Source organism: Stenotrophomonas sp. TWI1183 (genome assembly GCF_039673115.1).
Lineage (GTDB): Bacteria > Pseudomonadota > Gammaproteobacteria > Xanthomonadales > Xanthomonadaceae > Stenotrophomonas > Stenotrophomonas maltophilia_AA.
On sequence record NZ_JBDJKZ010000004.1, the window covers coordinates 72,932 to 97,592 of the forward strand.

The 24,661-nt window shown below is 66.1% G+C and carries 27 protein-coding genes, 1 tRNA gene and 1 pseudogene; 15 read left to right on the forward strand and 14 right to left on the reverse strand.

What is annotated here, in order from left to right:
- Positions 1 to 33 precede the first annotated feature (33 nt).
- From ABE434_RS05565 to ABE434_RS05590, 6 genes are all read left to right on the forward strand, one after another.
- Positions 34 to 558 (forward strand): sigma-70 family RNA polymerase sigma factor, encoded by a 525-nt coding sequence (locus ABE434_RS05565; protein ID WP_346478119.1) that lies wholly within the window; start codon positions 34 to 36, stop codon positions 556 to 558.
- Positions 555 to 1,610, forward strand: a complete 1,056-nt coding sequence (locus tag ABE434_RS05570; RefSeq protein ID WP_346478120.1) for a FecR domain-containing protein — start codon at positions 555 to 557, stop codon at positions 1,608 to 1,610. Before ABE434_RS05565 ends, ABE434_RS05570 begins: the two co-directional genes overlap by 4 nt.
- Before the next feature lie 159 nt (positions 1,611 to 1,769).
- On the forward strand, positions 1,770 to 4,820 hold the full coding sequence (locus ABE434_RS05575; RefSeq protein ID WP_346478121.1) for a TonB-dependent receptor: 3,051 nt from the start codon (positions 1,770 to 1,772) through the stop codon (positions 4,818 to 4,820).
- 76 nt (positions 4,821 to 4,896) lie between these two features.
- Complete coding sequence (locus tag ABE434_RS05580) at positions 4,897 to 6,279, forward strand: hypothetical protein (protein ID WP_346478122.1); 1,383 nt, start codon at positions 4,897 to 4,899, stop codon at positions 6,277 to 6,279.
- 90 nt (positions 6,280 to 6,369) lie between these two features.
- Entirely contained in the window at positions 6,370 to 6,825 is a 456-nt protein-coding gene (locus tag ABE434_RS05585; protein ID WP_346478123.1) for a GNAT family N-acetyltransferase, read from the forward strand.
- Between the two features lie 96 nt (positions 6,826 to 6,921).
- Positions 6,922 to 7,095 (forward strand): DUF1328 family protein, encoded by a 174-nt coding sequence (locus ABE434_RS05590; RefSeq protein ID WP_019182774.1) that lies wholly within the window; start codon positions 6,922 to 6,924, stop codon positions 7,093 to 7,095.
- A gap of 93 nt (positions 7,096 to 7,188) precedes the next feature.
- Here ABE434_RS05590 and ABE434_RS05595 read toward each other — a convergent pair whose 3' ends face one another.
- From ABE434_RS05595 to ABE434_RS05610, 4 genes are all read right to left on the reverse strand, one after another.
- On the reverse strand, positions 7,189 to 7,959 hold the full coding sequence (locus tag ABE434_RS05595) for a transporter (protein WP_346478124.1): 771 nt from the start codon (positions 7,957 to 7,959) through the stop codon (positions 7,189 to 7,191).
- Between the two features lie 152 nt (positions 7,960 to 8,111).
- Positions 8,112 to 8,528, reverse strand: a complete 417-nt coding sequence (locus ABE434_RS05600) for a hypothetical protein (RefSeq protein ID WP_346478125.1) — start codon at positions 8,526 to 8,528, stop codon at positions 8,112 to 8,114.
- 38 nt (positions 8,529 to 8,566) lie between these two features.
- Positions 8,567 to 8,779, reverse strand: a complete 213-nt coding sequence (locus tag ABE434_RS05605) for a hypothetical protein (RefSeq protein WP_121038335.1) — start codon at positions 8,777 to 8,779, stop codon at positions 8,567 to 8,569.
- A gap of 2 nt (positions 8,780 to 8,781) precedes the next feature.
- Positions 8,782 to 9,570: a MipA/OmpV family protein gene (locus tag ABE434_RS05610; protein WP_346478126.1), complete on the reverse strand. Its 789-nt coding sequence runs from the start codon at positions 9,568 to 9,570 to the stop codon at positions 8,782 to 8,784.
- A gap of 114 nt (positions 9,571 to 9,684) precedes the next feature.
- Here ABE434_RS05610 and ABE434_RS05615 point away from each other — a divergent pair, with 114 nt between their 5' ends.
- The 6 genes from ABE434_RS05615 (at position 9,685) to ABE434_RS05640 (ending at position 14,407) form a co-directional block, all read left to right on the forward strand.
- A complete protein-coding gene (locus tag ABE434_RS05615; RefSeq protein ID WP_179458421.1) occupies positions 9,685 to 10,359 on the forward strand; it encodes a response regulator transcription factor in 675 nt (224 codons plus the stop codon).
- Positions 10,356 to 11,720, forward strand: a complete 1,365-nt coding sequence (locus ABE434_RS05620) for a HAMP domain-containing sensor histidine kinase (RefSeq protein WP_346478127.1) — start codon at positions 10,356 to 10,358, stop codon at positions 11,718 to 11,720. The genes ABE434_RS05615 and ABE434_RS05620 overlap by 4 nt, the downstream gene beginning before the upstream one ends.
- 69 nt (positions 11,721 to 11,789) lie before the next feature.
- On the forward strand, positions 11,790 to 12,038 hold the full coding sequence (locus tag ABE434_RS05625; RefSeq protein WP_176989366.1) for a hypothetical protein: 249 nt from the start codon (positions 11,790 to 11,792) through the stop codon (positions 12,036 to 12,038).
- Between the two features lie 258 nt (positions 12,039 to 12,296).
- Positions 12,297 to 13,355 (forward strand): linear amide C-N hydrolase, encoded by a 1,059-nt coding sequence (locus ABE434_RS05630; protein ID WP_346478128.1) that lies wholly within the window; start codon positions 12,297 to 12,299, stop codon positions 13,353 to 13,355.
- A 118-nt stretch (positions 13,356 to 13,473) separates the two neighbouring features.
- The gene (locus ABE434_RS05635; protein WP_176989368.1) at positions 13,474 to 13,677 is read left to right on the forward strand and encodes a hypothetical protein; all 204 of its coding nucleotides are present in this window, start codon (positions 13,474 to 13,476) and stop codon (positions 13,675 to 13,677) included.
- Positions 13,678 to 13,843: 166 nt separating this feature from the next.
- The gene (locus ABE434_RS05640; RefSeq protein WP_346478129.1) at positions 13,844 to 14,407 is read left to right on the forward strand and encodes a DUF3011 domain-containing protein; all 564 of its coding nucleotides are present in this window, start codon (positions 13,844 to 13,846) and stop codon (positions 14,405 to 14,407) included.
- Positions 14,408 to 14,533: 126 nt separating this feature from the next.
- On the opposite strand, the gene dxs is transcribed toward ABE434_RS05640, so the two are convergent.
- The 5 genes from dxs to ABE434_RS05665 form a co-directional block, all read right to left on the reverse strand.
- Entirely contained in the window at positions 14,534 to 16,444 is a 1,911-nt protein-coding gene (gene dxs, locus ABE434_RS05645; protein WP_176989370.1) for a 1-deoxy-D-xylulose-5-phosphate synthase, read from the reverse strand.
- A gap of 116 nt (positions 16,445 to 16,560) precedes the next feature.
- Entirely contained in the window at positions 16,561 to 17,220 is a 660-nt protein-coding gene (locus tag ABE434_RS05650; RefSeq protein ID WP_176989371.1) for an HNH endonuclease, read from the reverse strand.
- Between the two features lie 238 nt (positions 17,221 to 17,458).
- Positions 17,459 to 19,252: an acyl-CoA dehydrogenase C-terminal domain-containing protein gene (locus ABE434_RS05655; protein ID WP_179458429.1), complete on the reverse strand. Its 1,794-nt coding sequence runs from the start codon at positions 19,250 to 19,252 to the stop codon at positions 17,459 to 17,461.
- 46 nt (positions 19,253 to 19,298) lie between these two features.
- A complete protein-coding gene (locus ABE434_RS05660; protein ID WP_346478130.1) occupies positions 19,299 to 19,784 on the reverse strand; it encodes an LEA type 2 family protein in 486 nt (161 codons plus the stop codon).
- A 165-nt stretch (positions 19,785 to 19,949) separates the two neighbouring features.
- Positions 19,950 to 20,489, reverse strand: coding sequence for a lipocalin family protein (locus tag ABE434_RS05665; protein ID WP_346478131.1), 540 nt, complete (start codon positions 20,487 to 20,489; stop codon positions 19,950 to 19,952).
- A 124-nt stretch (positions 20,490 to 20,613) separates the two neighbouring features.
- Here ABE434_RS05665 and ABE434_RS05670 point away from each other — a divergent pair.
- Together ABE434_RS05670 and ABE434_RS05675 are read left to right on the forward strand one after the other, a co-directional pair.
- A pseudogene (locus ABE434_RS05670) lies at positions 20,614 to 20,876 on the forward strand (hypothetical protein); the annotation flags it as partial.
- On the forward strand, positions 20,866 to 21,294 hold the full coding sequence (locus ABE434_RS05675) for a hypothetical protein (RefSeq protein WP_346478132.1): 429 nt from the start codon (positions 20,866 to 20,868) through the stop codon (positions 21,292 to 21,294). The pseudogene ABE434_RS05670 and the gene ABE434_RS05675, both read left to right, overlap by 11 nt.
- Before the next feature lie 29 nt (positions 21,295 to 21,323).
- On the opposite strand, the gene ABE434_RS05680 is transcribed toward ABE434_RS05675, so the two are convergent.
- Both ABE434_RS05680 and ABE434_RS05685 read right to left on the reverse strand, forming a co-directional pair.
- Positions 21,324 to 21,716: a hypothetical protein gene (locus ABE434_RS05680; RefSeq protein WP_346478133.1), complete on the reverse strand. Its 393-nt coding sequence runs from the start codon at positions 21,714 to 21,716 to the stop codon at positions 21,324 to 21,326.
- Entirely contained in the window at positions 21,713 to 22,135 is a 423-nt protein-coding gene (locus tag ABE434_RS05685; protein WP_346478134.1) for a hypothetical protein, read from the reverse strand. The genes ABE434_RS05680 and ABE434_RS05685 overlap by 4 nt, the downstream gene beginning before the upstream one ends.
- A gap of 306 nt (positions 22,136 to 22,441) precedes the next feature.
- Between ABE434_RS05685 and ABE434_RS05690 the strand changes: the two genes are divergently transcribed.
- Positions 22,442 to 22,627, forward strand: coding sequence for a hypothetical protein (locus tag ABE434_RS05690; RefSeq protein WP_346478135.1), 186 nt, complete (start codon positions 22,442 to 22,444; stop codon positions 22,625 to 22,627).
- A gap of 22 nt (positions 22,628 to 22,649) precedes the next feature.
- Here ABE434_RS05690 and ABE434_RS05695 read toward each other — a convergent pair whose 3' ends face one another.
- From ABE434_RS05695 to ABE434_RS05705, 3 genes are all read right to left on the reverse strand, one after another.
- A complete protein-coding gene (locus ABE434_RS05695; protein ID WP_346478136.1) occupies positions 22,650 to 23,048 on the reverse strand; it encodes a hypothetical protein in 399 nt (132 codons plus the stop codon).
- Between the two features lie 134 nt (positions 23,049 to 23,182).
- Positions 23,183 to 23,258 (reverse strand) — tRNA-Phe (locus ABE434_RS05700).
- 203 nt (positions 23,259 to 23,461) lie between these two features.
- Positions 23,462 to 24,643, reverse strand: coding sequence for a YbfB/YjiJ family MFS transporter (locus ABE434_RS05705; RefSeq protein ID WP_346478137.1), 1,182 nt, complete (start codon positions 24,641 to 24,643; stop codon positions 23,462 to 23,464).
- Positions 24,644 to 24,661: the final 18 nt, after the last annotated feature.

Sequence of the window (24,661 nt, forward strand, 5' to 3'; positions counted from 1 at the left end):
TACCTTCGCCGCACCTGGGGGCGAGGCGGGATCGTGGCCGAACACGCAAAACGGCGTTTGGCGCGCATGTTTCTGGAGCAGGGGCCGGTGCTGAGGGGATTCTTCACCCGCCGCGGTGCGCGTCAAGATGCCGAGGACATGGTGCAGGAAACCTATCTGCGCCTGCTGCGCGCACATGAGGATCAAGGCGAGGCGATCGCCAATCCGGAGGCCTATCTGTTCACCGTCGCGCAGAACCTGGCGCGCGAGCAGGCCGCGCGTCGGCGCTGGTCGATGCTTCCGATCGATGATCTGGAAAACCTCACCACGCTGCTGACCGGCGAAGAATCCGTCGAGGATGCCGCCGAGCGCGAGCAGCGCCGCACGCACCTCCAGACGTTGCTGGGCACCTTGCCCGAGCAAACCCGTGCGGTGTTGGTGATGCAGTACCGCGATGGACTCAGCTACAAGGAGATCGCCGAGCGGCTGGGCGTGTCCTCCCATATGGTCAAGAAGCACGTAGTGCGTGGCTTGTCCGTGTGTCGCCGCGCGCTGGCCGGTCATGCGGAGGCGTGGTGAGCGAGAGTCCCGCGCCGCGTCCTTCCCTCGCCAACGAAGCCGCGCACTGGCATGCGCTGCAGCGCCAGGGCGGGGTGACCCCTGATCAGCAACGCCAGTTCATGACCTGGCTGGTGACCTCGCCGGCCCACCTGCGCGAGTACATCACGGTCAGCCGCGTGGCCAGCGAGCTCAGCGATGCGCTGCGGGGCATGGCGGTCGACCTGGATGCACTGATTGCTGCAGGGCCACCGCCGGCCGACGACAACGTGGTGGCGCTGCCGGTGCGGCGGCGTCCGCAGCAGCCGATGGCGTTGCGTGCGTCACGCCGGCACCTGCCGAGTATCGCCGCGGCCGCCGCGCTGCTGCTGGGCGTGGGGGTGGTCGGCCACATGGCTTGGCCACAGACCCGCCACTACGTCGCGGCGCATGGCGCGCCGCGCAGCTTCGCGCTGCCCGATCACACCGTGGTGCATCTGAACGCGGAGAGCGAACTGTCGATCCGCTTCACCCTGCTGAGCCGCCGCGTGGAGCTGTCGCGCGGGCAGGCCAGCTTTGTGGTCGCCGAGGAACATCGTCCCTTCGCCGTGCATGCGGCCGGGCTGGAGGTGCGCGATATCGGCACGACCTTCGACGTGTCGCTGCGGCGCGAGCAGGCGAGGATCGAGGTGGCCGAAGGCAGCGTGCAGGTACGCGGCGACTCGGGCCAGGGCCGTCTGCTCGCCGATCTTCGCGCCGGGCAGAGCGCCCATATCGACTACCGCGACCAGTACGTCAGCATCCGCCAGCAGCATGCGGACACGATGACCGCATGGTGGCGACGCCGCGTCGTGTTCCAGGACGAGCCACTGCGCGAGGTCGCCGAGCAGTTCAACCGGCTCAACGACGTACGCCTGCAGGTGGATGACGATGTCGCCGGCGCGCTGCGCCTGACCGGCAACCTGCGTGGCGATGATCTTGCATCGCTGCGTAACTTCCTCGATCAGCAACCCTCGCTGCATATGCGTGTGGTCGACAGGAAGATCCGTGTGGGCAGCCGCTCTGCCGCTGGGGCCGCGCAGAAACCGCAGTAATGGCAGTTCCCCGCGTGACCGAGCGGGGCACTGGCAAGGGCTGTCAAAAAAAATTCATCGAAATACCGGTGCCCGATCCTCGCCCTGCGCCCTCGTAGTCCAGGCAAGCGCGAACGATTCCGTCTCGCGACGCTCACACCACCCCACTGGACTTCTACGATGCGCCGCATTCTTTTCCTTTCGATCGCTCTTGCCCTGCAGAGCGCTGCCGTCACCGCCACCGCGCAGGAATCGCGTGTTGCCAGCGAGGCGATTCCGGCCCAGCCGCTCGACCGTGCGCTCAATGATCTGTCGCGCCAGACCGGGCTGCAGTTCGTCTACAACGCGCAGCAGGCCGGCAACCCGCGCACCCGCGCCATGCCTGCCGGCCTGGCGCCGCAGCAGGCCCTGGAGCAGCTGCTGGATGGAACCGGCCTGCGCTATCGCTATCTCAACGACACCACGGTCACGATTGAAGCGCGCAGTGACGCCGCACCGTCGGGCACGTCTGCCGTGCCCGTCGCCACATCCGCCGTGGCGTTTGAAGCGGCACCCGCGGGCGCGGGCGATGTCAGCCTGCAGCAGCTGGAGCGCATCGACGTGGTCGGCAGCTACAGCCGCAGCCTGGAGCAGGCCGTGGACATCAAACGCGCCACCATCGGCTTCTCCGATTCGATCGTCGCCACCGACGTGGCCGACTTTCCCGAGCAGAACCTGGCCGAAGCCCTGCAGCGCATGCCCGGCGTGACCATCGAGCGCGACAAGGGCCTGGGCAGTCGCGTCAATGTGCGTGGCCTGCCATCGGAGTACACCCATGTCTCGATCAACAACCTGGCCACCGCGTCGGGCAGCGGTGGGCGTGACATCGAGTTCGACATCTTCGCCTCGGAGATCATCCAGCAGGTGACGGTGCTGAAGTCGCCGACCGCGGCGGACGAGGAGGGCGGCATCGCCGGCTCGGTGCAGATCTCCACCGCGCGCCCGTTCGATTACACCGGCCGCAAGCTGGTGGCGTCGGTCGAAGGCGCGCACAACTCGATCTCCGAAGAGGTCGATCCCAAGTTCTCGTTCCTGGCCAGTGATACCTGGGGCGACTGGGGTGGCCTGGTGTCCTTCGCCACCGCCAAGCGCAGCAACCGCACGGACGCGACCTCCGGGATCAACTTCCGTCCGATGTCGCGCTTCCTGGGGGCCTCCGGCACGCGCGGTACGCAGGCTGCCGCGGTGCTGGCCCGCGATGCCGGTGTGGTGGTCAAGAACCGCAACGACACCGATGAAAGCAACCTGATCGTGTTCCAGGACAAGGTCGGTGACCGCGTGTTCGTGAATGACCAGGACAAGTGGGGTGCCACCGCCTCGCTGCAGTACCGCCCGAGCAGCCGTTTCAGCGTGACCTTCGATGCGATGCTCGGCGGCTACGACACCACCGAAGATGAGTACGACGCGGCCGCGTATTCCGCCTCGAGCCGCAGCACGCTGGAGACCATCCATGACTACGACGCCAGTACGCTGTCGCAGTACGGCATCGTGGTGCTGCGCGATGTGTCCTACACCGCCACCCAGCACGAAATGCTGAGCAAGGAGCGGATCAACAAGACCGATTTCAGCCAGTACAGCATGGCGATGGATTGGAAGGGCGATACCTGGGGCGTGGATGCGATGGTCGGCTATTCCGGCGCCGACAAGACCCTGGATGCCAGCAACCTCAAGCACGTGGCCTACGCGCCCTCGCGGACCCGCTGGACCGGCAAGAGCGGCGAGACGATCCCCAGCGCCAACCCGGCCAGCATCGACATGTACAACGCTTCGGACAAGTACCTGTTCGAGGCCTATGAAACCACGCTGGAGAAGGTCAGCGATGACAAGTACGCCGCCCAGGTGGATGTGACCAAGGCGCTGGAACTGGCCTTCCTGCCGGCCCTGCGCAGCGTCCAGTTCGGTGCGCGCTACACCGACAAATCCAAGCAGCGCGAGTACGGCGAAGCGAAGATCTACGGGCCGGGTTCGGGCAACAACAGCTGGGTCAACAAGCGCACCCTGGCCGACAGCCCGTTGCAGTCGATCGGCGACATCGTGCCGGGCGGTGGCTACTCGGTGAAGGACCTGGACTGGAAGATGGTCTCCAACGACTACGCACGCAATGCCTTCCGCTATCCGGGCTTCGCGACGCCGTTTGATCCGGGCCAGTACTACCGGGTCGATGAGAACGTGACCAGCCTGTACGCGATGACCGACATCGGCTTCGATGTGGGCCGCGTGCCGGTCTCGATCAACGCGGGCGTGCGCTATGTGGATACCTCGGTGCAGTCCTCCGGCTTCCACCCGATCCAGCGGGCAGACGGTACCACCGGCTATACCGACACGCCTGTCTCGCGCAAAGGCAGCTACAACGATCTGCTACCGAGCCTGAATGCCACCGCCGAACTCGCCGAAGGCCTGATGCTGCGTGGCGCGGCCTCCAAGACCTTCATCCGACCGGCGTTGACCGACATCGCCTACAAGCGCACCGCCAGCTGGAGCTCGTTCCGCTTCACCGATGGCAACCCGGATCTGCAGCCTACCTATGCCAAGCAGTGGGAGCTGGGGCTGGAGAAGTACCTGGACAACGGTGGCCTGCTCGCGACCTCGTACTTCCACAAGAAGATCGACGGCGTGGTGATCAATGCGCTGACCGGCGTGGTGCCGGATGTGGCGGTCTACAACGCCAACGGCTCGCTCAACGGCACCTATGATTTCGATGTGTACCAGCCGATCAATGCCGAGGGCACCTATGTCGTGAAAGGTGTCGAGCTGATCGCGCAGCTGCCGCTGAGCATGCTGCACCGTTCGCTGGAAGGCTTCGGCATCAACGCCAACTACACGATGCTGGACAGCTCGCTGGCCGGGGAATCCGACCTGGGCGTCAGTACGCCGATGCCGGGTCTTTCGGAGAAGTCATACAACGTCACCGTGTACTACGAGAACGCGCGCTTCGACGCGCGCGTGTCGTACAACCACAAGGGCGAGTATGTCGAATCGATCGGCTACAACATGTACCCGATCTGGCGCGATGACTACGGCCAGGTGGATGTGTCGATCGGCTATCGCCTCACCGACAGCATCAAACTCAGCCTGAAGGGCATCAACCTGACCAACCAGGCGACCACCGGCTACACGATGGATCCTGCGTTCCCGACGATGTACGAACGCTCCGGCCGCCGCATCAGTCTCGGCCTGCGCGCGGACTTCTGAGCCGCCCGCTTCGCGGTGCATCCGGAGGCGCGTACGCGTGCCCCGGATGCGGCCGCCCGTTTGTGAGGAATACTTGATGCGACATTTCTTTTTCCTGCCGCTTGTGGCCGTGCTGGCGTGGCCGGTGGTCGCCCAGGCGGCGGATGACGATGCCGGCCGCAGCTGGCAGGCCGGTGATCACCATGTCCACAGCGAGTGGAGCGTGGACTGGGATCGCAGCACCCTGCCGCCGACACCGATCCGTGGCGGCGACTCGTCCTACACCCGCACCCATAACGCCCGGCAGGCGCTCGCCAATGGGCTGACCTGGATGGTGCATACCGATCATGGCGGGCCGGGGCATTCCGCGGTCACCCGGGACCATGCGTGGCCGGCGCTGCTGGATGCGCGGCGCGAGGTGCCCGGGCTGATCCAGTTCAACGGCATGGAATTCGACGTGCCGGCGGGCGAACACGCTTCGCTGATCATCGCGCCAAGCCCGGATGAGCGCGATCAGCTGGTCGCGATCGAACGCGGGTACAGTCGCAGCGAGCCGCTGCAGGGCAGCCGTGATGATGGGCAGACGATGCTCGATGCACTGGCCCACATGCGGGCGCTGCCGGCACCCCCGTTGATGTTCATCAATCACCCCTCGCGCACCGCCACGGCGATGGGCCGGTGGGGCGATGTCGAGCCCGATGAACTGCGGGCGTGGCATGGCGCCGCACCGCAGGTCCTGGTCGGCATGGAAGGCGCGCCGGGCCATCAGGCCACCCGTGTCCATCGTGGCCTGTATCGCAATGCCGATGCACCGACACTGGGCGGCTTCGACCAGATGACCGCGACGGTGGGCGGGATCTGGGACACGCTGCTCGCCGAAGGCCACCGCTTCTGGATCACGGCCAGCTCCGATTCGCACGTCAACCAGCGCGATGGCGGCAGTGACTTCGATCCCGGCCAGTACAGCAAGACCCATGTCTGGGCGCGGCGGGATGCCGATGACATTCTTGATGGCCTTCGCCACGGGCGCATGTTCGCGGTGACGGGCGATCTGATCGATGCACTGGAGCTGCGGGTGAGTGCGGACGGTCACGATGCACGCACTGCAACGATGGGCGGCACGCTGTCGATGTCGCCTGGCGCCTCCATGCGCGTTGAACTGCGGGTGCGTGCGCCGGCCTCAGCCAATCACGCTGGGCGGCACCCGGTGCTGGATCACGTCGAATTGATCGTAGGCGGCCCCGGCAGTGGAAATGGACCTGTGATGCAAACGCGTGTGTTCGGCGCCAGCGACTGGCAGGTGGACGGCGCATGGCGCTCGGTGTCCTGGGTGTTGCCGGTCCCCGCCCGGGGCGGTTTCGTCCGTGCCCGCGGCAGTAGTACTGCGGAGCGGACGCCGCTGCCCGATGTGCCAGGCGAAGATCCCTGGCAGGACCTGTGGTTCTATTCCAATCCCGTCTTTGTGGAGGCCGTGCGCTGAGCGGGTGTCGATCCGCTGGCGCGGCGTGCGCGGCGCGGGGCCAGCGGGGTAGAGTGATCGCTGACCTCATGGACGCGAAAGGAGAAGCAGATGGCGGTACGAACCCTGATGGCAGCGGATCTCGAAAAGGCGAGCCACATCTGCATGGCGGCCTTCATGGGGGCGGTGGCGCAATCGCTGCCTGACCTTGGGATCGAGACCTTTGCCCGTATCGCCTCGGTGGAGGGGTTCCGCGCGCGCATGGCGCAGGACAATGTGATGCTGGCCTACGCGCATGAGGATCGGCTCATCGGTATCGCCGAGCTCAAGGAAGGCCGTCACGTGGCCATGCTGTTTGTCGACCCGGCGGACCAGCAGCAGGGGGTCGGCAAGGCCCTGATGGCGGCCATGATCGAGCAGGCGCGTGTGGAGGTGCTGACCGTGAGCGCGTCGCTCTCGTCGGTACCCGCCTATGAGCGCTATGGCTTCACCTGCACAGGGGAGGCAGCGGAATCTTCCGGGCTGCGCTACCAGCCGATGGAAATGCGCTTGGCGCCGCGCGCCTGACTTCACGCCGTTCAGTCGGCGCGTTCACGAAGGTGAGACAGCCGGCTGGCTACCGTGGAGTCCTGTCATTCAACCCGATTCGGGGAAAGGATCATCATGATCAAGTGGGCCATCATTTTTGCCGTCATCGGCCTGATCGCCGGTGCCCTCGGTTTTGCCGGCATCGGCGGCGCTGCGATTGGCATCGCCAAGTTCCTGTTCTGGGCCGGCATCATCATCGCCGTCGTGCTGTTCGTGCTGGGCATGACGATCGCCAAGAAGGTGACCTGACCCGTCGCGTAAACACGCGGCGGTGCCAGATAAAGGCCTGCGCGGTTTCGCGCAGGCCTTTTCGTTGGCGAGGCAACAGGTGCCCCGCAAGGCTCAGTTGAAGTACACCGACACGCCCAGCCCGGCCTGGGTATCCGGGCTGTCGTCGTCCAGCCCCACATCGAAGGACGCATCGAGCTGCACGGTCGGGCTCGCCATCCAGGTGATCCCTGCGCCTGCGATCGTGCTCGACGGCTCGCCGTCCGTATGGGTGAAGCCCGCTTCCAGGTAGGTGCTGACCGTGTCGGTGGCGGCGAAACTCAGGCTGGGCGCCCAGGTGACGCTGTCCTCGCTGCCGCCGCGGGTCACGTTGGCGTAGAGCGCGCCGGTCCAGCGGTCGCTGACCTCGTACTCATAGCTGGCGCCCAGCGCGTACTGCGTCGCGCCCTCGCTGAAGTCGCGTGAGCCGGTGGCAAAGGTGGTGGTGGCCAGCAGGGCCACGGCGTGCCTGTCCGATGGCAGGGGCAGGGCGACTTTGAGGCCGATGCCGAGATCCCCGGCCCCACGGCTGCGCGCAGCCGGCGCATCGCGCGGCGCCACGCGCAGGTGGTTCCAGGGCGAAGTGAAGGCCTGCAGCTCAACGTGGCTGGCCACGCCGATCCGCAGGGCGAGGTCGGCACTGTACTGCGTGCTCAGCACCCCGTCCGCGTCGCGGTCGCGGCTGAAGCTGGGCAGTCCCGCCTCCAGCGCTACGCCACCGCGGGGCAGCGTCGAAGCCGCAAACCCGATGCCCGGGCGATCAAAGGCCAGCTCGGGTGGCGCATCCTCCTGCGCGGATGCGGCAGTGGAAAACAGCAGGGACAGCAGCAGCGCTGTACATCGCATGGAAATACTCCAGGCCGGACTATCACGGCATCAAGGAGCAGCCAGCCTGCTCCTTGGCCGGAATGTAGCACGGTGATTTTCGCGCTTCCGTGCAGATCCCGGCGCAGCGTCCTGCGCCGCGGCGCCACCGCGACGGAGTGGCGCTGCAGCGCTCAGTGTGCCGGGCGGGTCATGGCGATGAGAGCATCGCGCATGCGCACGGTCGCTCCGTCGGGTGTCGCGTCACAGCCGAGCACGCAGGCGCGGAGCAGGAATCCATCGGCGGCGTGCCGGGCGGCGGTCAGCTGCGCATCGCGACGGTCGAGCGGATGCTCGCGCAATACGGCATCCAGCCACGAACGCCGCGCGGTGACCCATTCGCTGTCAACGTGGTGCGGCCGGCACTCGACGCTGATGGTGCGCCCGATGTCGAACAGCTCGGCGATGTAGGCACGCGAGAACCGGCCGTGGGCCTGGCTGTCGCGGTCCATGCGGTGCTGGATCGCGCGGTGGAGATTGGCCACGATCGCATGCGCGGCGAGGTCATCATTGGCTGCTTGCAGCAGCGAGGTATCGGTTGCGTTGTGCATTCGCGCCTCCAGGACACCGGTGGGGGAAAAACGAGGAATCAGCCGCGCGGCAGGACGGGATCACCCTGCCGCAGCAGGGTGTCCAGCAGCGCGACGACGCGCTCGCCCTGGCCCTCGCAGGCCAGTTCGAACGTGGTCTGCCCGTCGAGTGCGGGCAGCGGGGAATGCAGAATCCATTCAAGAACGGCGGCGCGGTCCGGCTCGATCTGCAGGGCCAGATCCGCGACACGACGTACGATTCCCTGACGCATGATCAGAATCCGTAACTGAGGGAGAGGGCGGCGGTATCCATGTGGTCGCCACGGGTCATCGGGCTGTCACGCACGGCATCGGCCAGCGAGGTGCGGCGGATCGAGGCGGTAGCGGTCCAGCGCGGCCCCAGCGGCATCACTGCGGCGATGTCCAGGTAGGGCGACACGCCGCTGCCGGCGGAGTAGTGCGCCAGGCCGCTGCGGGCGGCTTCGCGCTCGCTGACACCGAAGTAGTAGTCGTTCAGATCGGAGCTGGCGTAGTTCAGGCCCACCGCAGGCATGAAGGTCACGCGGCCGGCCGGGACCGGATAGGCATAGCGGGCGTCGGCCGAGAAACCGCCGCCGTGCCCGGTCACTTCTGCCTGCGCATTGGCCTGCAGCACGCCCCATTCGGCCTGGTGCCGCCAGGAGACGCCGAGCATGCCGGACAGGCTGCGGTTGTCGAGCTGGCGCAGCTGCGGGTCGTGGCTGTCGCGGCGCTTGAAGCGCATGACGTAGGGCGAGGCGGTCAGGGCCAGCTCGGACTGCGCCGTCTGGTGCAGGCGATAGCCTACGCTGCCCCCGCGGAAGAAGAACGACCGGCCTTCCCAGCTCACGATCGGGGCGGCCAGGCGATCGGTGTCATAGCCGGCGTAGGGGGCCTTGAGCGCGACGACGGCAATGCCGACGCTGCTTTTCCTGCCCGTCTCGGGGGCATCGGCTGCCTGGGCGGCCGATGCGGTGAACGCGCTGGCCAGGGCCAGGCCAGTCAGGGTGGGAAGCGGACGCGAAAAACGAAAACGGACGTGCATGGACCTGCCGAAGGGGAACAACCGGAGTGTCATGGTGGGCGCCCTACATTGTCGGAACGTTACGTCCGGCTGCGCGGTACCATCGCCTCCTTCGTACCCGCAGGCACCGCTCCCATGCGCCTTCTTCTCCTGGAGGATGATCCGGAAATGGCCAGCGCGATCCAGGTCAGCCTGGCGCGCCACGGCATGGTGGTCGACGTGGTCGGCACGATGGCGCAGGCCGATGAAGCGCTCAAGGCCGGCGTCCACCAGATCCTGCTGCTGGACCGGCAGCTGCCTGATGGCGATGGCGCCAGCTTCGTCCGGATCGCGCGCGAGCACGTGCCGAACCTGCCGGTGATCATGCTGACCGCGCGTGCGTCGGTGGCCGACCGGGTCACCGGGCTGGACGTCGGCGCGGACGATTACCTGACCAAGCCGTTCGCCGTCGAAGAGCTGCTCGCGCGGATCCGCGCGATCTCGCGGCGGCCCTCGCAGATCACCTTGCCGGTGTTGTCGCTGGGCCGGCTGCAGTTCGATTTCGTCTCGCGCGAGGCGCGCGTGTCCGAGGTGCTGCTGGCGCTGCCGCGACGGCAGCTGCTGGTGCTGGAAGCACTGGCGCTGCGCCAGGGGCGCACGGTGGGGCGCGCCTCGTTGCTGGAGGCCGTGTACGGGTTCGACGACGCGATCCAGTCCAACGCGCTGGACGCGCATGTCTCCAAGCTGCGCAAGGCGCTGCTGGAAGCGGATGCGGGCGTGGAGATCCACGTCATGCGCGGGATTGGTTATCTGCTCAAGGACACGCCGTGAGATTGCTCAAGCCCGATTCCCTGGCGTTCAACCTGGTGTGGAAGGTCTGCCTCATCCAGGCCGCCACGATCGCGCTGGCATTGAGTGCGATGGTGCTGACCTACGGCGATCGCCGCTCGGCCTACATCGACTGGAAAACCAGCGACCAGATCGCCTCGGCGATCAGCCTGGGTCCCCGGGGACTGGAAGCAGATCTGCCGAAGGTCGCGGCAGTGGTACCACGGCCGCCGGCGACCTTCTGGTTCGCCGCCGCCGATGAGCATGGCCGACGCCTGGTGCATGGCGATGTTCCCGTGCAGTACCGCCAGTTGGTGGCACGGCTGGATCAGATCGAGCAGACCGACATCCGTACCCGCATCAATGCCGATGCGCTCGCCGTGCGCGTGGTGGTCGCCGATCGGCCGGAAGGGCGACTGCACGTGGCGGTGGGGGGCATTCCCGAGCGCAGCATCGTGCGCCAGCTGCTGTTGATCTTCCGCTATCTGGGCGGCTGGATCGCGCTGCCGGTGCTGGTGATCACCCTGGTGGTGGCACCGTGGGTGATCCATCGCGCGCTGCGCGGGGTCAACCGTGTGGCCGCGCAGGCGGCCGCGATCCAGGTCAACGAGCGTGGCAGCGGCCTGGATACCCGCGCGGTACCGCTGGAAATCTACCCGCTGGTGGACGCCTTCAACGCGGCCGTCCGCCGCATCGGTGAAAGCTACGACGCGCAGGACCGCTTCCTGGCCGGTGCGGCGCATGAACTGCGCATGCCGATCGCGATCCTTGCCACGCGCCTGGCCGACCTGCCGCCGGGCGATGCGCGTTCGCGCCTGCAGCTGGACCTGAGCCGCCTGAGCAACATTGCCGAGCAGCTGCTGGATCTGCAGCGGCTGGACCGGCATGGCAGCCAGTCCCAGCGCATCGACCTGTCCGCGCTCACCCGCGACGTGGCCGCCGATGTGGCGCCGCTGGTGGTGGATGCCGGCTACGGGTTCTCGGTGGATGCCCCGGAGCAGCCGATCTGGGTGCGCGGCGACCCGCATGCGCTGCACCGGGTGATCGCCAGCCTGCTGCAGAACGCCATTGCCCACGGCGGCGGGCGGGGCATGATCGCGGTGGCGCTGCACGACGACGGCTGCCTGTCGGTCAGCGATGAGGGCCCGGGCGTACCGGAGGCCGAGCGGCTGTCCGTGTTCGAGCCGTTCCATCGCTTGCGGCCCAGTGGCAGCGGCAGCGGCCTTGGCCTGCATCTGGCCCGGGAAATCGTGCTGCGCCATGCCGGGACCATCGCCGTGGATGGCGCGCCCGGTGGCGGTGCGCGGTTCCGGGTCGTGCTGCCGGTGGATCCGCGGCCGCAACCGGGGCTGGCCCCGGCATGACCAATGGCAGGTGATCCGGCCCGGGCATCGTGGGACAACAGGCGCGTCCCCCTTTCAGGTGCCGGTTCGATGCGCGTACGTTCGCTGTTCCCTGTGATCGCGGTATCCGCCCTGTCCCTGCTGGGCCTGTCCGGGTGTGCCACCTATGACGACGTCGCTTCGCGCCCGCAGTGCGAGGATTCGCCGCAGGTGAAGGACCTGCCGGCGCAGGTCGCCCGCCGTGAAAGCCGCTGCAATGAGTTGAACATCCGGTTCAACGACGATCGTGGCGGCGACAGCAAGCCGCTCGATTTCGGCGGCAAGAACAAGGACGGTTGATCCCGCGTTGGTCAGCGTTTCGCCGGCCCGGCCGGCGGCGCAGCACAGTAGGCGGCAGGATGCAGGGTTCACTCCTCCATCACCGGGCGTGGGCTGATATGACGCTCGACGATTCTGCCGATGCTGCGTTGTAGTCCGTGACGAGCACCGCGGAACGCGATGATGCGTTGAAGCAGGATGCGTGCGACCCGCCTGTGTGGACATCGCCGGTATCAGGTTTGACGCCAGGTTGTCAGCGCCACTGCCAGGAGGCACGTCATGAAAACACTGTTTTCGCTGCGTCACATCGCACTCGCTGCGGCGCTTACCTGTGTCTCCGCCCAGGCCGATGCCTGCACGCGCGTGGTCTACCTGGGCGACAACCAGGACGTCATCACCGCCCGCTCGATGGACTGGAAGAGCGACGTCGCCACCAACCTGTGGGTGCTGCCGAAAGGCATCGCCCGCGACGGTCAGGCCGGCCCGCGTTCGATCCGCTGGAGCTCGCGCTACGGCAGCGTGGTCGCCACCGGCTATGACATCTCCACCACCGATGGCCTCAACGAAGCCGGGCTGTCGGCCAACCTGTTGTGGCTCGCCGAATCCGAATACCCGCAGCAGCGCAGCAGCAGGCCAGGGCTGGCGATTTCGTTGTGGGCGCAGTATGTGCTCGACAATTTCGCTACCGTCGCCGAGGCCGTCGCCGCGCTCGAACGCGAACCGTTTTCGATCGTGACCGACAAGGTGCCGGGCGAGTCGCGGCTGGCCACGCTGCACCTGTCGCTGTCCGATGCCAGCGGCGACAGTGCCATCGTGGAATACATCCACGGCAGGCAGGTGATCCACCACGACCGTGCCTACCAGGTCATGACCAACTCGCCGGTGTTCGATCAGCAGCTGGCGCTCAACGCGTACTGGCAGGACATCGGCGGCACCGTCATGTTGCCCGGCACGAACCGCTCGGCCGATCGTTTCGCGCGCGCGAAGTTCTACATCAACGCCATTCCCAAAAGCGAAGACCCGGTGGTGGCGCTGGCCAGTGTCTTCAGCGTGATCCGCAACGTCTCCGTGCCCTATGGGATCACCACGCCGGGTGAACCGAACATCTCTTCCACGCGCTGGCGGACCGTGGCCGACCACAAGCGCAGGCTGTATTTCTTCGAATCGGCGATGACGCCCAATACCTTCTGGGTGGACCTCAACAAGGCGGACTTCTCGCGCGGTGCACCGGTGCTGAAACTCGATCTGGGCCCGGACCAGCGCAATGTATTCGCCGGCGACGCGCTGCCCCGGTTCCAGCCGTCCGAACCGTTCCAGTTCCTCGGCACCGACGGCTGAGCAGAATCAGACTAATCCGATACCGGCAGGCTGCGGCCTGCTCTATCGTTCCTGGCGAGGGAAGGATCCCTCCCGTCGTGAGCTTCCCGCCCTGACATGCCGCAAAGGAACGATCCACATGGTGATCAAACTGCAACACATCGAACGCCGCTGGCACGTCGTGCACCCGGCCAAATCCGCGCCGATCGCCTTCCGCAGCGGCGCCATCGCCTTCGATTTCGCCGATGCGCTGGCGCGCGAGCACTACGCCGAGACCGGTCACAGCAGCGCGGTCCGCGTGCAGGTGCTGGAAACCTACGTGGACGCGGTCCGCTACGGCTGAGCCGGCCAGCGGCGGCTGTGGGCCGGGTGTGACCGCCCACCGGCCATCCAGTCAGCCTCGCGTCGGGTACCTAAATAGGGGATGAAATCAGCGACTTCTGGCCTATGTCGCCGCGCAGGACGATCACCGATCCTGTGCGCCTCCCCCAACACGTAACGAGGTTCCCATGTCGAACAACAGCCCCTCCCCGGCGGCCAGACGATTGCGCTGGGCCGTGGTGCCGGCACTGATGGCGCTTGCTGGCGCCGCCCAGGCGCAGAACTACGACCGCTATTACGACGACGGCTACAACGGCGGCCCGGTGCGCTGCGAATCCATCAAGAACCGCACCCAGCAGTGTGCGCTGCCCGGTCGTGCACGGCTGGTGCGGCAGATCTCCGGCTCGCCCTGTGTCGAAGGCCAGACCTGGGGCCAGGCACGCGGCGGCGTATGGGTGACGCAGGGCTGCCGGGCCGAGTTCATCGCCGAAGGTGGCCGCGGTGGCGGCCGCTGGAATGGCGGCGGTAACGGCTGGGGGCACAACGGCGGCGGCAACAGCGGCCGGGGGCAGATCCTGACCTGCGATTCCAACGACCATCGCCGTCAGCGCTGCGTGGCCAATGTCCGGCGCGAGGCGCGCCTGATCCGCCAGACCTCACGCAACGCCTGTATCGAAGGCCGTACGTGGGGCTGGGACCGGACGGGCGTGTGGGTGGACGGCGGCTGCCGCGCCCAGTTCCAGATCTACTGAGTACCGGCGTACGGCGCCTGAGCGCCCCATCAGCGCTCCATGCACGCTCAAACAAACGAGGCCGCGTCGAATCGACGCGGCCTCGTTGTTGCTGGGGAAATGCCCACCCCTGGGTGAGGGGGCGCTTCAGCCTGTTGCGCTGAGCGGCTGGCCGCTCTTGACCAGCATCGGCCAGCGCTTGAGCACGGCCTGGCGGATGCCGGCGGCATCGATGCCGGCCTCGGCCAGCAGGTCTTCGCGGCTGGCATGGTGCTGGAAGCTGTCCGGCAGGCCCAGGTGCAGGAACGGCCTGAGCACGTCTTCGGCGTTGAGCAGCTCGGCCACACCGGAGCCGGCACCGCCGGCGACCACGTTGTCCTCGATGGTCACGAAGCCTTCGTGGCGCTGCGCCAGTTCCAGCAGCAGGGCGCGGTCCAACGGCTTGATGAAGCGCATGTTGACCACGGTCAGGCCCAGCTCGCGACCCACCTGTTCGGCGGCGCTCACGGTGCTGCCAAAGGCGAGCAGGGCGATGCGGCTGCCCTGCAGACGCAGGTCGGCCTTGCCGATCTCCAGCGTGGACAGGTCCGTGCCGGCAGCGATACCGGTGCCACTGCCGCGCGGATAGCGCACGGCGGCCGGGCCGGCGTAGCGCAGGCCGGTGGTCAGCATCTGGCGGCACTCGGCCTCGTCGGACGGCGCCATCACCACCATGTGCGGCACGCAGCGCAGGAAGCTCAGGTCCAGGTTGCCGGCATGGGTCGCGCCGTCCGGGCCGACCACGCCGGCGCGGTCGATCGCGAACAGCACATCCAGCTCCTGCACGGCCACGTCGTGGACCAGCTGGTCATACGCGCGCTGCAGGAAGGTCGAATAGATCGCCACCACCGGCTTGGCGCCCTGGGTGGCCATGCCCGCGGCCAGGGTCACCGCGTGCTGCTCGGCGATGGCCACGTCGAAATAGCGCTCCGGGAATTCCTTGCTGAAGCGCACCAGGCCCGAGCCTTCGCGCATCGCCGGGGTGATCCCCATCAGCTTCGGCTCGGCGGCCGCGGCATCGCACAGCCAGTCACTGAAGACATCGGTATAGGTCGGCTTCTTGGCCCCGCCCTTGGAGACCAGGCCCTTGTCCGGATCGAACGGGCCCACGGCGTGATAACCGATCTGGTCGCCCTCGGCGCGCTCGTAACCCTTGCCCTTGGTGGTCATCACGTGCAGCAGCTTCAGGCCCTTCAGGCTCTTGAGCGTCTTCAGCGTGGCGACCAGCGCCGGCACGTCATGGCCGTCGATCGGACCGGTGTAATGGAAGCCCATTTCCTCGAAGAACGTGGAGGGCACGAACATGCCTTTCCAGTGCTCTTCCCAGCGCTTGACGAAGCGCGCGGTCGGGTTGTGCTTCTTGTCGCCGAGGATCTTCTTGCCACCTTCGCGCAGCGCATTGAGCGTGCGGCTGCCGGTGGCGCGGCCGAGCATCTTGGTCAGCCCGCCGACCGCCTCGGAGATCGACATGTTGTTGTCGTTGAGGATCACCAGCAGGTTCGGCTCGCTGTCCATGCCGCCGGCGTGGTTGAGCGCTTCATACGCCATGCCGGCGGTCATCGCGCCGTCGCCGATCACGGCCACGACCTTGCGGTCATCACCTTCGGCCTGGCGTGCGATCGCCATGCCGAGCGCGGCCGAGATCGAGGTGGAGGAATGGCCGACGCCGAAGGTGTCGTACTCGCTTTCCTCGCGCTTCGGGAACGGCGCGACGCCGTCCTTCTGCTTGACCGTGTGGATCTCGTCGCGGCGGCCGGTCAGGATCTTGTGCGGGTAGGTCTGATGACCGACATCCCAGACGAGCTGATCGACCGGTGTCTGATACAGGTAGTGCAGGGCAACGGTCAGTTCGATCACGCCCAGGCCGGCGCCGAAATGGCCGCCGCTCTTGCCCACCGATTCAATCAGGTAGGCACGCAGTTCATCCGCGATCGCGGGCAGTTCGGATTCATCGAACCTGCGCAGGTCATCCGGTGACTGGATGCGCGCAAGGCGGGGATAGCGGGCGGAGTCGATCATGTTTATCGCGCTTCTTCTGAGCGCCTATTTTCCCCCCCAAATGGGGGTGGGGCAAGCAAACCGCCTTTTCAGTGAGTAAACGGTGACGGTGGCTGCGACAGAACGTCGCAGCGCGCTCAGGCGGAGAGCTTGGAACGCTTGGGAAGCTGCGCCTTCAGGAACGCCATCTGATCGGCCAGGATGTTGCGGTTGGACAGGATCATGTGTTCGATCCAGCTCGGCCGGTAGGGCACCGCGAGCAAGGGCATGCTGGCCTGCTGCGGGGTTCGGTTGCTCTTGCGCGAATTGCAGTGGAAGCACGCGCTGACCACGTTCTCCCACACGTCCAGGCCGCCCTTGGAGATCGGCATGACGTGGTCGCGGGTCAGCTGGGGGCGATTGAACTGTTGCCCGCAGTACAGGCACAGGTGCGAATCGCGCGCGAACAGCGCGGGATTGGACAGGTTCGGGGTGGGATCGATCGCGCGGGAGCGGGCGTGGCCGCGGGCGGCGATGATCGGGTGCAGGTCCAGGCCGCTCTGCAGGCCGGTGGTGCGGCAGATGCCGCCATGGATGTGCAGGCAGGGGTCGCCGAGGGTCCAGGCCACCGCGCCGCGCGCGTAGAGGCAGGAAGCATCCTGCCAATTGATCCAGTCGAGCACGCGCCCGTGGGCGTCCAGGGCCAATAACCGTACCGAGCCGGGCCGATGCAGCGTAACGATCGGCGACACCTCGGCGACCGGGGCTGACGAGGCTCCGGTATCGATCAGACCCAAGCGTGTAGTGTCTGTCTCCATCGGGAAAACAGCTTATACCCGAATCGTTACGAATTGGGTATAGGGGCTTGCGCCCCTACCCGATTCGTAACGATTCGGACAGGCATTCCACCTAAGCCCCGTGCCTGTCGGCGCGCCCCCGTGAACATCAAGGGGGCGTTTCTCCAGAAGGTGTATCGGGGTGCCGACCAACGGTCGGCACCTACCCGGGTTGATCGACCGGTAGCCACCGACCGTTGGTCGGTGGTCTGGCGACCGATCAACCTTCGCCGAAGTGCGCGTCGGTCATCGCCATCAGCGGCTCGGCGCCGGCCTGGATCGCGGCGGCGTGGCTGAGCGTGCGCGGCAGCACGCGGGCGAAGTAGAACCGGGCGGTTTCGCGCTTGGCCTGCTTGAACGCCGCGCTCTGCGCGGAGGCATCGGCGGCGGCGACGCTGCGCGCCCACCAGTAGGCCAGCACCACATAGCCCGAGTAGAACAGGTAATCGAAGCTGGCCGCGCCGAGCTCATCGGGGTTGCCGGCCGCGCGCTGCAGCGTTGCCATGGTCAGCTTGCCCCATTCGTCGGCCTTGGCGCGCAGCGGCGCGATGAACTCGGCCAGCGCCTCGTTGCCTTCATTGGCCTTGGCGAAGGCCTCGATCTCGGCGAGCATCAGCTTCAGTCCGGCGCCCTGGCTGGACGCGGTCTTGCGGCCGATCAGGTCCAGCGCCTGGATGCCGGTGGTGCCTTCGTACAGCGTGGTGATGCGCGCATCGCGGGCCAGCTGCTCCATGCCGTGCTCGCGGATGTAGCCGTGGCCACCGAAGCACTGCAGCGCGTTGTAGGTGTTCTCGATGCCCCATTCGGTCTGGCAGGCCTTGGAGATCGGGGTCAGGAAGCTCACCAGCGTATCGGCGCGCTCACGCTCGCCGGCATCGTCGGCATGGTGGGCGATGTCGATCAGGGTGGCCGCGTGCAGCGCGAGCAGGCGGCTGCCTTCGACCAGCGATTTGATGGTCAGCAGCATGCGCCGCACGTCCGGGTGGACCAGGATCGGATCGGCCGGCTTTTCCGGGTTCTTCGGGCCGCTCAGCGAGCGCGACTGCAGGCGCTCGCGGGCGTACTTGAGCGCGTTCTGGTAGGCACGCTCGGACAGGCCGATGCCCTGCAGGCCAACCCCCAGGCGTGCGGTGTTCATCATGGTGAACATTGCCTGCAGGCCCTTGTGCGGCTGACCGACCAGGTAGCCTTCGGCACCGTCGAAGTTCATCACGCAGGTGACCGAGCCCTTGATGCCCATCTTGTGTTCGATCGAGCCGCAGCGCAGCGCGTTGCGCTCGCCGACCTTGCCCTCGCGGTCGACCTTGAACTTGGGGGTGACGAACAGCGAGATGCCCTTGGCACCGGCGGGGGCGTCGGGCAGCTTGGCCAGCACCAGGTGCACGATGTTGTCGGTGAGGTCGTGCTCACCGGCGGTGATGAAGATCTTGGTGCCGGTGATGGCGTAGCTGCCGTCCGCGTTCGGCTCGGCCTTGGTCTTGAGCAGGCCGAGGTCGGTACCGCAATGCGGTTCGGTCAGGCACATGGTGCCGGTCCAGCGGCCTTCGATCAGCGGCTTGAGGAAGGCATCCTGCTGCCACGCCTCGCCGTGCTGCTTGAGCGCTTCGATCGCGCCGTGCGAGAGCAGCGGGAAGTTGCCCCAGGCCAGGTTGGCGGCGTTGATCATTTCGTTGAGCGGCACGCCCAGCGTATGCGGCAGGCCCTGGCCACCCAGCTCCGGCGCAGCGGTCAGGCCGGTCCAGCCGCCGTCGACGAACTGCGTGTAGGCCTGCTTGAAGCCGGGCGGGGTGGTGACCTCGCCGGTGGCCTGGTCGAGCACGCAGCCGATCTCGTCGCCCACGCTGTTCAACGGTGCCAGCACGCTGGTACTGAAGCGGCCGGCTTCTTCCAGCACGGCATCGACCACATCGGCGGTGGCATCGGTCAGGCCGAGGCGCGCGAACAGCGGCTCGACCTTCAGCACGTCATGCAGGGCGAAACGGATATCGGAAAGCGGGGCGGTGTAGCTGCTCATCGGGTACGGTCTCGATCAGTGGCGAAGGAAGGCGGAAAGCCGCCGGTCAGCGCAGGACGCCGGGCAGGCCGGGGGCCTGGTTGAGCGTGCTGCGGCTGTCAATCTCGAAGGTGCGTTGCTTCTTTTCCTGCGGGGTGGCGCTCACCGACCCCTTCAGCGAATACCCCAGGGTGCGGTTGCCGGCGAGTGCATCGGCCATCACCAGGCGTGCGCCCGAGCTTGGCTTGAGCTCCACGTTGACCACATCGGCCGACACCCCGCCGATCGACAGGGCCGGCTGCAGCTGCAGCTGGCCGGCGTCCTGGTCGCTGACCGTGAGCTGGAGCGAGACGGTGTCGAAGGTCATCGGCATCGAGCTGAAGTTCTGCAGGCGCAGCGCGACCGTCCAGCTGCCATCGGCACGCACCGTCAACTCCTGCACGCTGGCGGCCGGCTCGGAAACGCGTTTGACCGTCTTGTTGCAGGCGGTCAGGGCCAGCGAGGCGATGACGATCAGGGCGAGGGCGAGGCGGGGACGGAAGCGGTGGGACATGGCGCAATCCTCAGGCGGGTGTTGCATGGGTATGAGCATACTACGGCGTATGGTGTTCGCGCTGCCTGTGGCAGCGTGACGCAAGGGTAGGGCACCGGGAGGAGGACGCCACGTGCTTTTAGTCTTGGGCGCGCGCCCGGCAGGCCGCCGGGCGGCGTGGGCGGGTCAGTCCAGCGGCGCCATCACCCGCAGCGGGGCGAGGTCATAGCCCATCGCCTCGGCGCGGGCCTTGAGCTGCCCGAACAGGGCGGTGTCCATGCTCGGCGAGCGCGACAGGATCCACAGGTACTTGCGGTCCGGCTCGCCGACCACCGCCCATTGGTACTCCGGGTCCAGTGCGATCACCCAGTAGTCGGCCCAGACCAGCGGTACCCAGGACAGCCAGTCCGGCACGAAGCGCACCTGCAATTGCCCAGGGTGGCCCTCGACCGGGCGCGCCACGCCATCGGCGGCCACGCGGTCGCCATCGGCCACGCGGCAGGCGTTGTGCACGCTGATCCGTCCATCGGCACGCAGGCTGTAGGTGGCGGTGATGTCGCCGACGCACTTCTTCTGGAACGAGACCGGCAGGTGTGCGATTTCATGCCACTGGCCGGCATAGCGGTCCATGTCCAGCGCCTCCACCGAGGTCACCGGCGCGGCGGCCCAGGCCGACCCGGAGGCGGCGAGGGCGAGCAGGGCACTGATCAGATAGCGGCGGCGCATTCTCGACACTCCACACAAGACGCAGCGAGCTTAGGCACAGGCAGGACGGAAATTGTGAATATTCCGTCATTCGGTGCTGGGAGGTCGCCGCGGATCAGGCGAAGCCAGCCAGCGTGACGTGTGGCTGCCGGCGGGCCGCCTGCACCTGTGGCTGGACTTCTACCAGGCGCCGGGCAAGAGGCTGCCGGACGACGACGACATGCACGGCCGCTGCAACGGGTACCGGGACGGGATCGCCCAGGCTCTGGGCATAGACGACAAGCGGTTCAAGAGCCCCCCGGGCGTGAAGACCGAGCGCCGCCCGGGTGCGGGCAGGTGGTGGTGCGGATCACGGGCGGGCCGGAAGAGACCGCCCAACAGCGACAGCAGCGGGGCAATGCAGGTTGATACTTTTGGGGCCTACGTCCGCGCGGAACGTGAGCACTGGGGCAGGGAGTATGTGTTGCATCGGGAAGGCGACTACTTGGGCCACCAGTCGAAGAATGTGCTGCAGGTGCTGATCGAGCACAAGGAGGACATGCCCGGCAGGGCGCAGGGTTACAAGCCGCTGGAGTCGGACAGCCGCGCGCACATGATCGAGGACATCGTATCAAGCATGGCGCGGGACCATGCGGTGATGGCTTGCTGCCTTCGCGCGTACCATTGCGGGCTGGGGCGGCGCAAAGTCGAGCGGTACGAGAGGGCTAACATGTTAGTAGCGCGCTATTCCCTTGGGCCTGTTTCAGCCAGGCAGTACCTATCTATGGTGGAACTTGGATTCCAGCGGATAGGCGGTAGGCTCGAAGGGTTCGCGCAGGTCGCGTAAGCGACCTGCGTCAGGGATAGTGGTGAGTTTCACTCGTCAGTCTCCCCGAAGCCAGAAAAGGAGGGGGGGGGAGAGTGCTCCCAACCGCTCACTTCAACGAGCACGGCGCTGTTCTTGCCACTCGCCCATTGGGGTTCATTTAATCCCCAATAGTAGAAATGAGCTCGGCGTCCTGCCGTAAGGTCTTTTTGCTTTGCCGTGCCTGTCTTTGTATAAAGAACGACAAGATCGCCGTTGGAAATATCGTCGTCGGGGAACCAAAATGCCGCCTGTGTGCCGCTCAGCACTTCGCCCTTGTTGTTGATCGGAGATGCAAAAACTGCGTAGTCACCAATCAGTAAATCTTCATAGGCTCGGAAGACAACACGTTCTTTCGCAAGTTCTCCAGCATTGGCATACTGAGTGAACCTAATCTCCCTCATTTCAGTGTCCTCGCCCAGATTCCGGCACCAAAGATGAGTGCGAAAAAGATGGTTAGAAAGAGGGCAGTGTCTTGCTGTGTACCCCATAGCGTCAAGCCATAGCTAACCCCGGCTCCACCAACGGTGGTGCCTGCTGTGGAGAATATGTCTCCTTTCATCTTCACTGTGAGTTGAGACTCAAGCTTAGCTGTCTTCACTTGTTCCTTGTGAAGATCGGCCTCGCACTGCTTAAGGTCCATCTCTACGTCTGCCAGTTCGTCAAGCCTGTGGGCCATCATCTTGGCGACACCGCTACTCTGTTGCTCAGTCTGAGTTAGCCGTCGAGTAGCATCCCAAGGCTTAACCTTCTCCTTTGTCGCTACCCGCGTCGTCGCTCCGCTTTCATCGGGTGCTTCTTCCTGTCCGGGCTGCGTACGCACGTTTCCACAATCCTTGGTAGGGCAGTCGATCCAATTCTCGTCCACTCACCGCTATCTCGCCACTGTTTGACAGGTGCGCACCTCTAGACTAGCTAGACTAGATTGTGCTTCACGATGACATAGAAGCCTCCGGTTCCCGCCGGGGATTTTTCTTTGCTCGCTTTCCAGACCGGATCAACCCTTGCCCCCAGCCGGCGGCGGGGCGGGGGCCCGACAGAGAATGACCATGGCACGCATCACTCCCCAACAAGCAGGCGGCGTGAACGTCGTGGCGTTCCTAGACATGCTGGCCTGCACCGCGTCCGGATGATTGCTGACTACCCGTTCCCCACTGCGCGCGCCGCCCGTGTGCTGTTGATGGGCGACAGCATCACCGAGGGCTCGCAGATCGGTGCCGCCAACTATGGCAAGACTTGGTGCTGCATGGAGGTCGCGCGGTTTGACGGTGTCGCCAGGCGGCTCGTCTATGCGATGGGAGAAAAGATCGCCTAATGCGCTCTGTTGGCGGCGCGTTCTAAAGCCTTATGCCCACAGCGGACTTGCAATGCGGGCAAGTGAACTTTGCCAGCCGTGCAAAACGCCCTTGTAATGCGGTCAAACGGATTTGAAGCTTGCTCGCGTCCCAGCAGGCGGGGCAGTAGCCGCTTTCGTCTCCATCCTTGCGGTAGACAGTCCCATCGAAGGTCATCTGATCAACCGCGGCGACCGCTCCCTCCAAAATCGCGATCCGTGCTCGCAGCTCTGAGCCTTCCACAACGAGATCAGCGATACGAACTTTCGCCTCTGCCAGCTCTAGCTGTAGCTCAGCGAGCAAGCCGCTGAACTCAGCGTTGCCGATCGTATTGTTGATATCGCGTAGTCGGCCTGCGAGAGAGATCGCCTCTGAAAGTAGACCCATACCGGTTGCGGCCATGGAGGTCATCCTGACGTGTCTGTGATTTGCTGAGTATAGAGGGTGAGCTGATAGGTGGCTCCATACCCATCCGTGCAAATTCCGTGCAACACGCTCAAAGAAAAAGGCCCGCATCGCTGCGAGCCTTTGAAAAGTGGTGGCCGGGGACGGAATCGAACCGCCGACACGGGGATTTTCAATCCCCTGCTCTACCAACTGAGCTACCCGGCCACTTCATCGCTGCGTTGCCGCTGGCGAGGACGCGAATAATACGGAGGTATGCAGGGTTCGGCAAGCGTTTCGCGAAAAAAATTTCACATTTGTTTCCGAGCCCTTGTCCGCAGGCGTCCAAGTACTTGATCCAGCGGGTGAGGGCGCGTCACCCGAGCGCATGAACATCGGTTCAGGCGGCCGCGCGGCGCGGCTGCCCTCGATCACGCCGCGGTCGATCCTGCATCGTCGGGCATGCACCACAACAGCACGATGCCGATCGCCATCATGGTCGCCGCCAGCACCAAGGCGCCTTGGTAGCTGCCGCTCTCGCGCGCCAGCGTGCCGGCGATCGCGGGGGCGATGATCTGGGCGACGCCATAACTCAGCGTCAGCGTCGCCATCGCCTTGGCCGGGTTGTGCGGATAGTGGCGGCCGACCACGGTCAACGTCAGGCTGACGATGCCGGCGAAAGTCAAGCCGAACAACACCGCGCTGGCCGCGCCCGCCGCTATTCCATCGTCGAGCAGGGGCAGCACGAACGAGACCACCTGCAGTGCATACGCGAGCATCAACGCGCGAATCAGCCCCAACCGTGCCGCCAGCCGGTCCCAGGCAAACGTCGAGGGAATCGCGGTGATACCGACCAGTACCCACACCCAGCTGCCGCGACCGGCGAAGGCAGGGGTCTGCACCAGGATGGCAACGATGAACGTCGCGCTGACCACGAAGCCGAACCCCGCGCAGAAATACGATGCGATCAACAGCCCGCGCCAACGCCTGCCAGGCGCGGGAGGAGCGGCCGCACCGGTCGCGTTGGAGATGGGTACCGGCGCCGGCATCCAGGCCCAGGCCGGGACCAGGAACACGATCGCCACTGCGCCCAGCGCCATCCATTGTCGGGAGGAGGCCAGCTGGTCGGCCATCACCGCGGCCGCCAGCCCGGAGACCGCGATTCCCAGCCCAAGGCCGGCGAAGTGCAGGCCCAGCTGCGGGCGTCGCTGGTGGGCGAGCAGCCAGTTGAGCACCAGCCCCGAGGCGAGCAGCAGGCCGGCGGTGCTGGACAGGCCCGCCACGAAGCGCAACACGCCCCAGCTGCCCATCTGGCCGGTCGCGCCCATCAGGCCGGTGGAGACCACCGCAAGCACCAGGCCGATGCGGTAGAAGCGGAACTTCAGCTGCATGTCACCGACCCGGGCGACCAGCAACGTGCCGGCCAGGTAGCCCAGATAGTTGAACGTCGCCAGCCAGCCGCCCCCGGCTGCCGACAGTCCCGCGTCGGCGCGCATCACGGGAAGCAGGGGCGTATACGCGAAGCGTGCCAGGCCCACCGTAAGCACCAAGGCACAGATGCCGGCAGCGATGACCTGCCAGGCATGACGGGGCGGCGGGGCGACAGGGGACATGTGCGTCGGTGGCAGCGG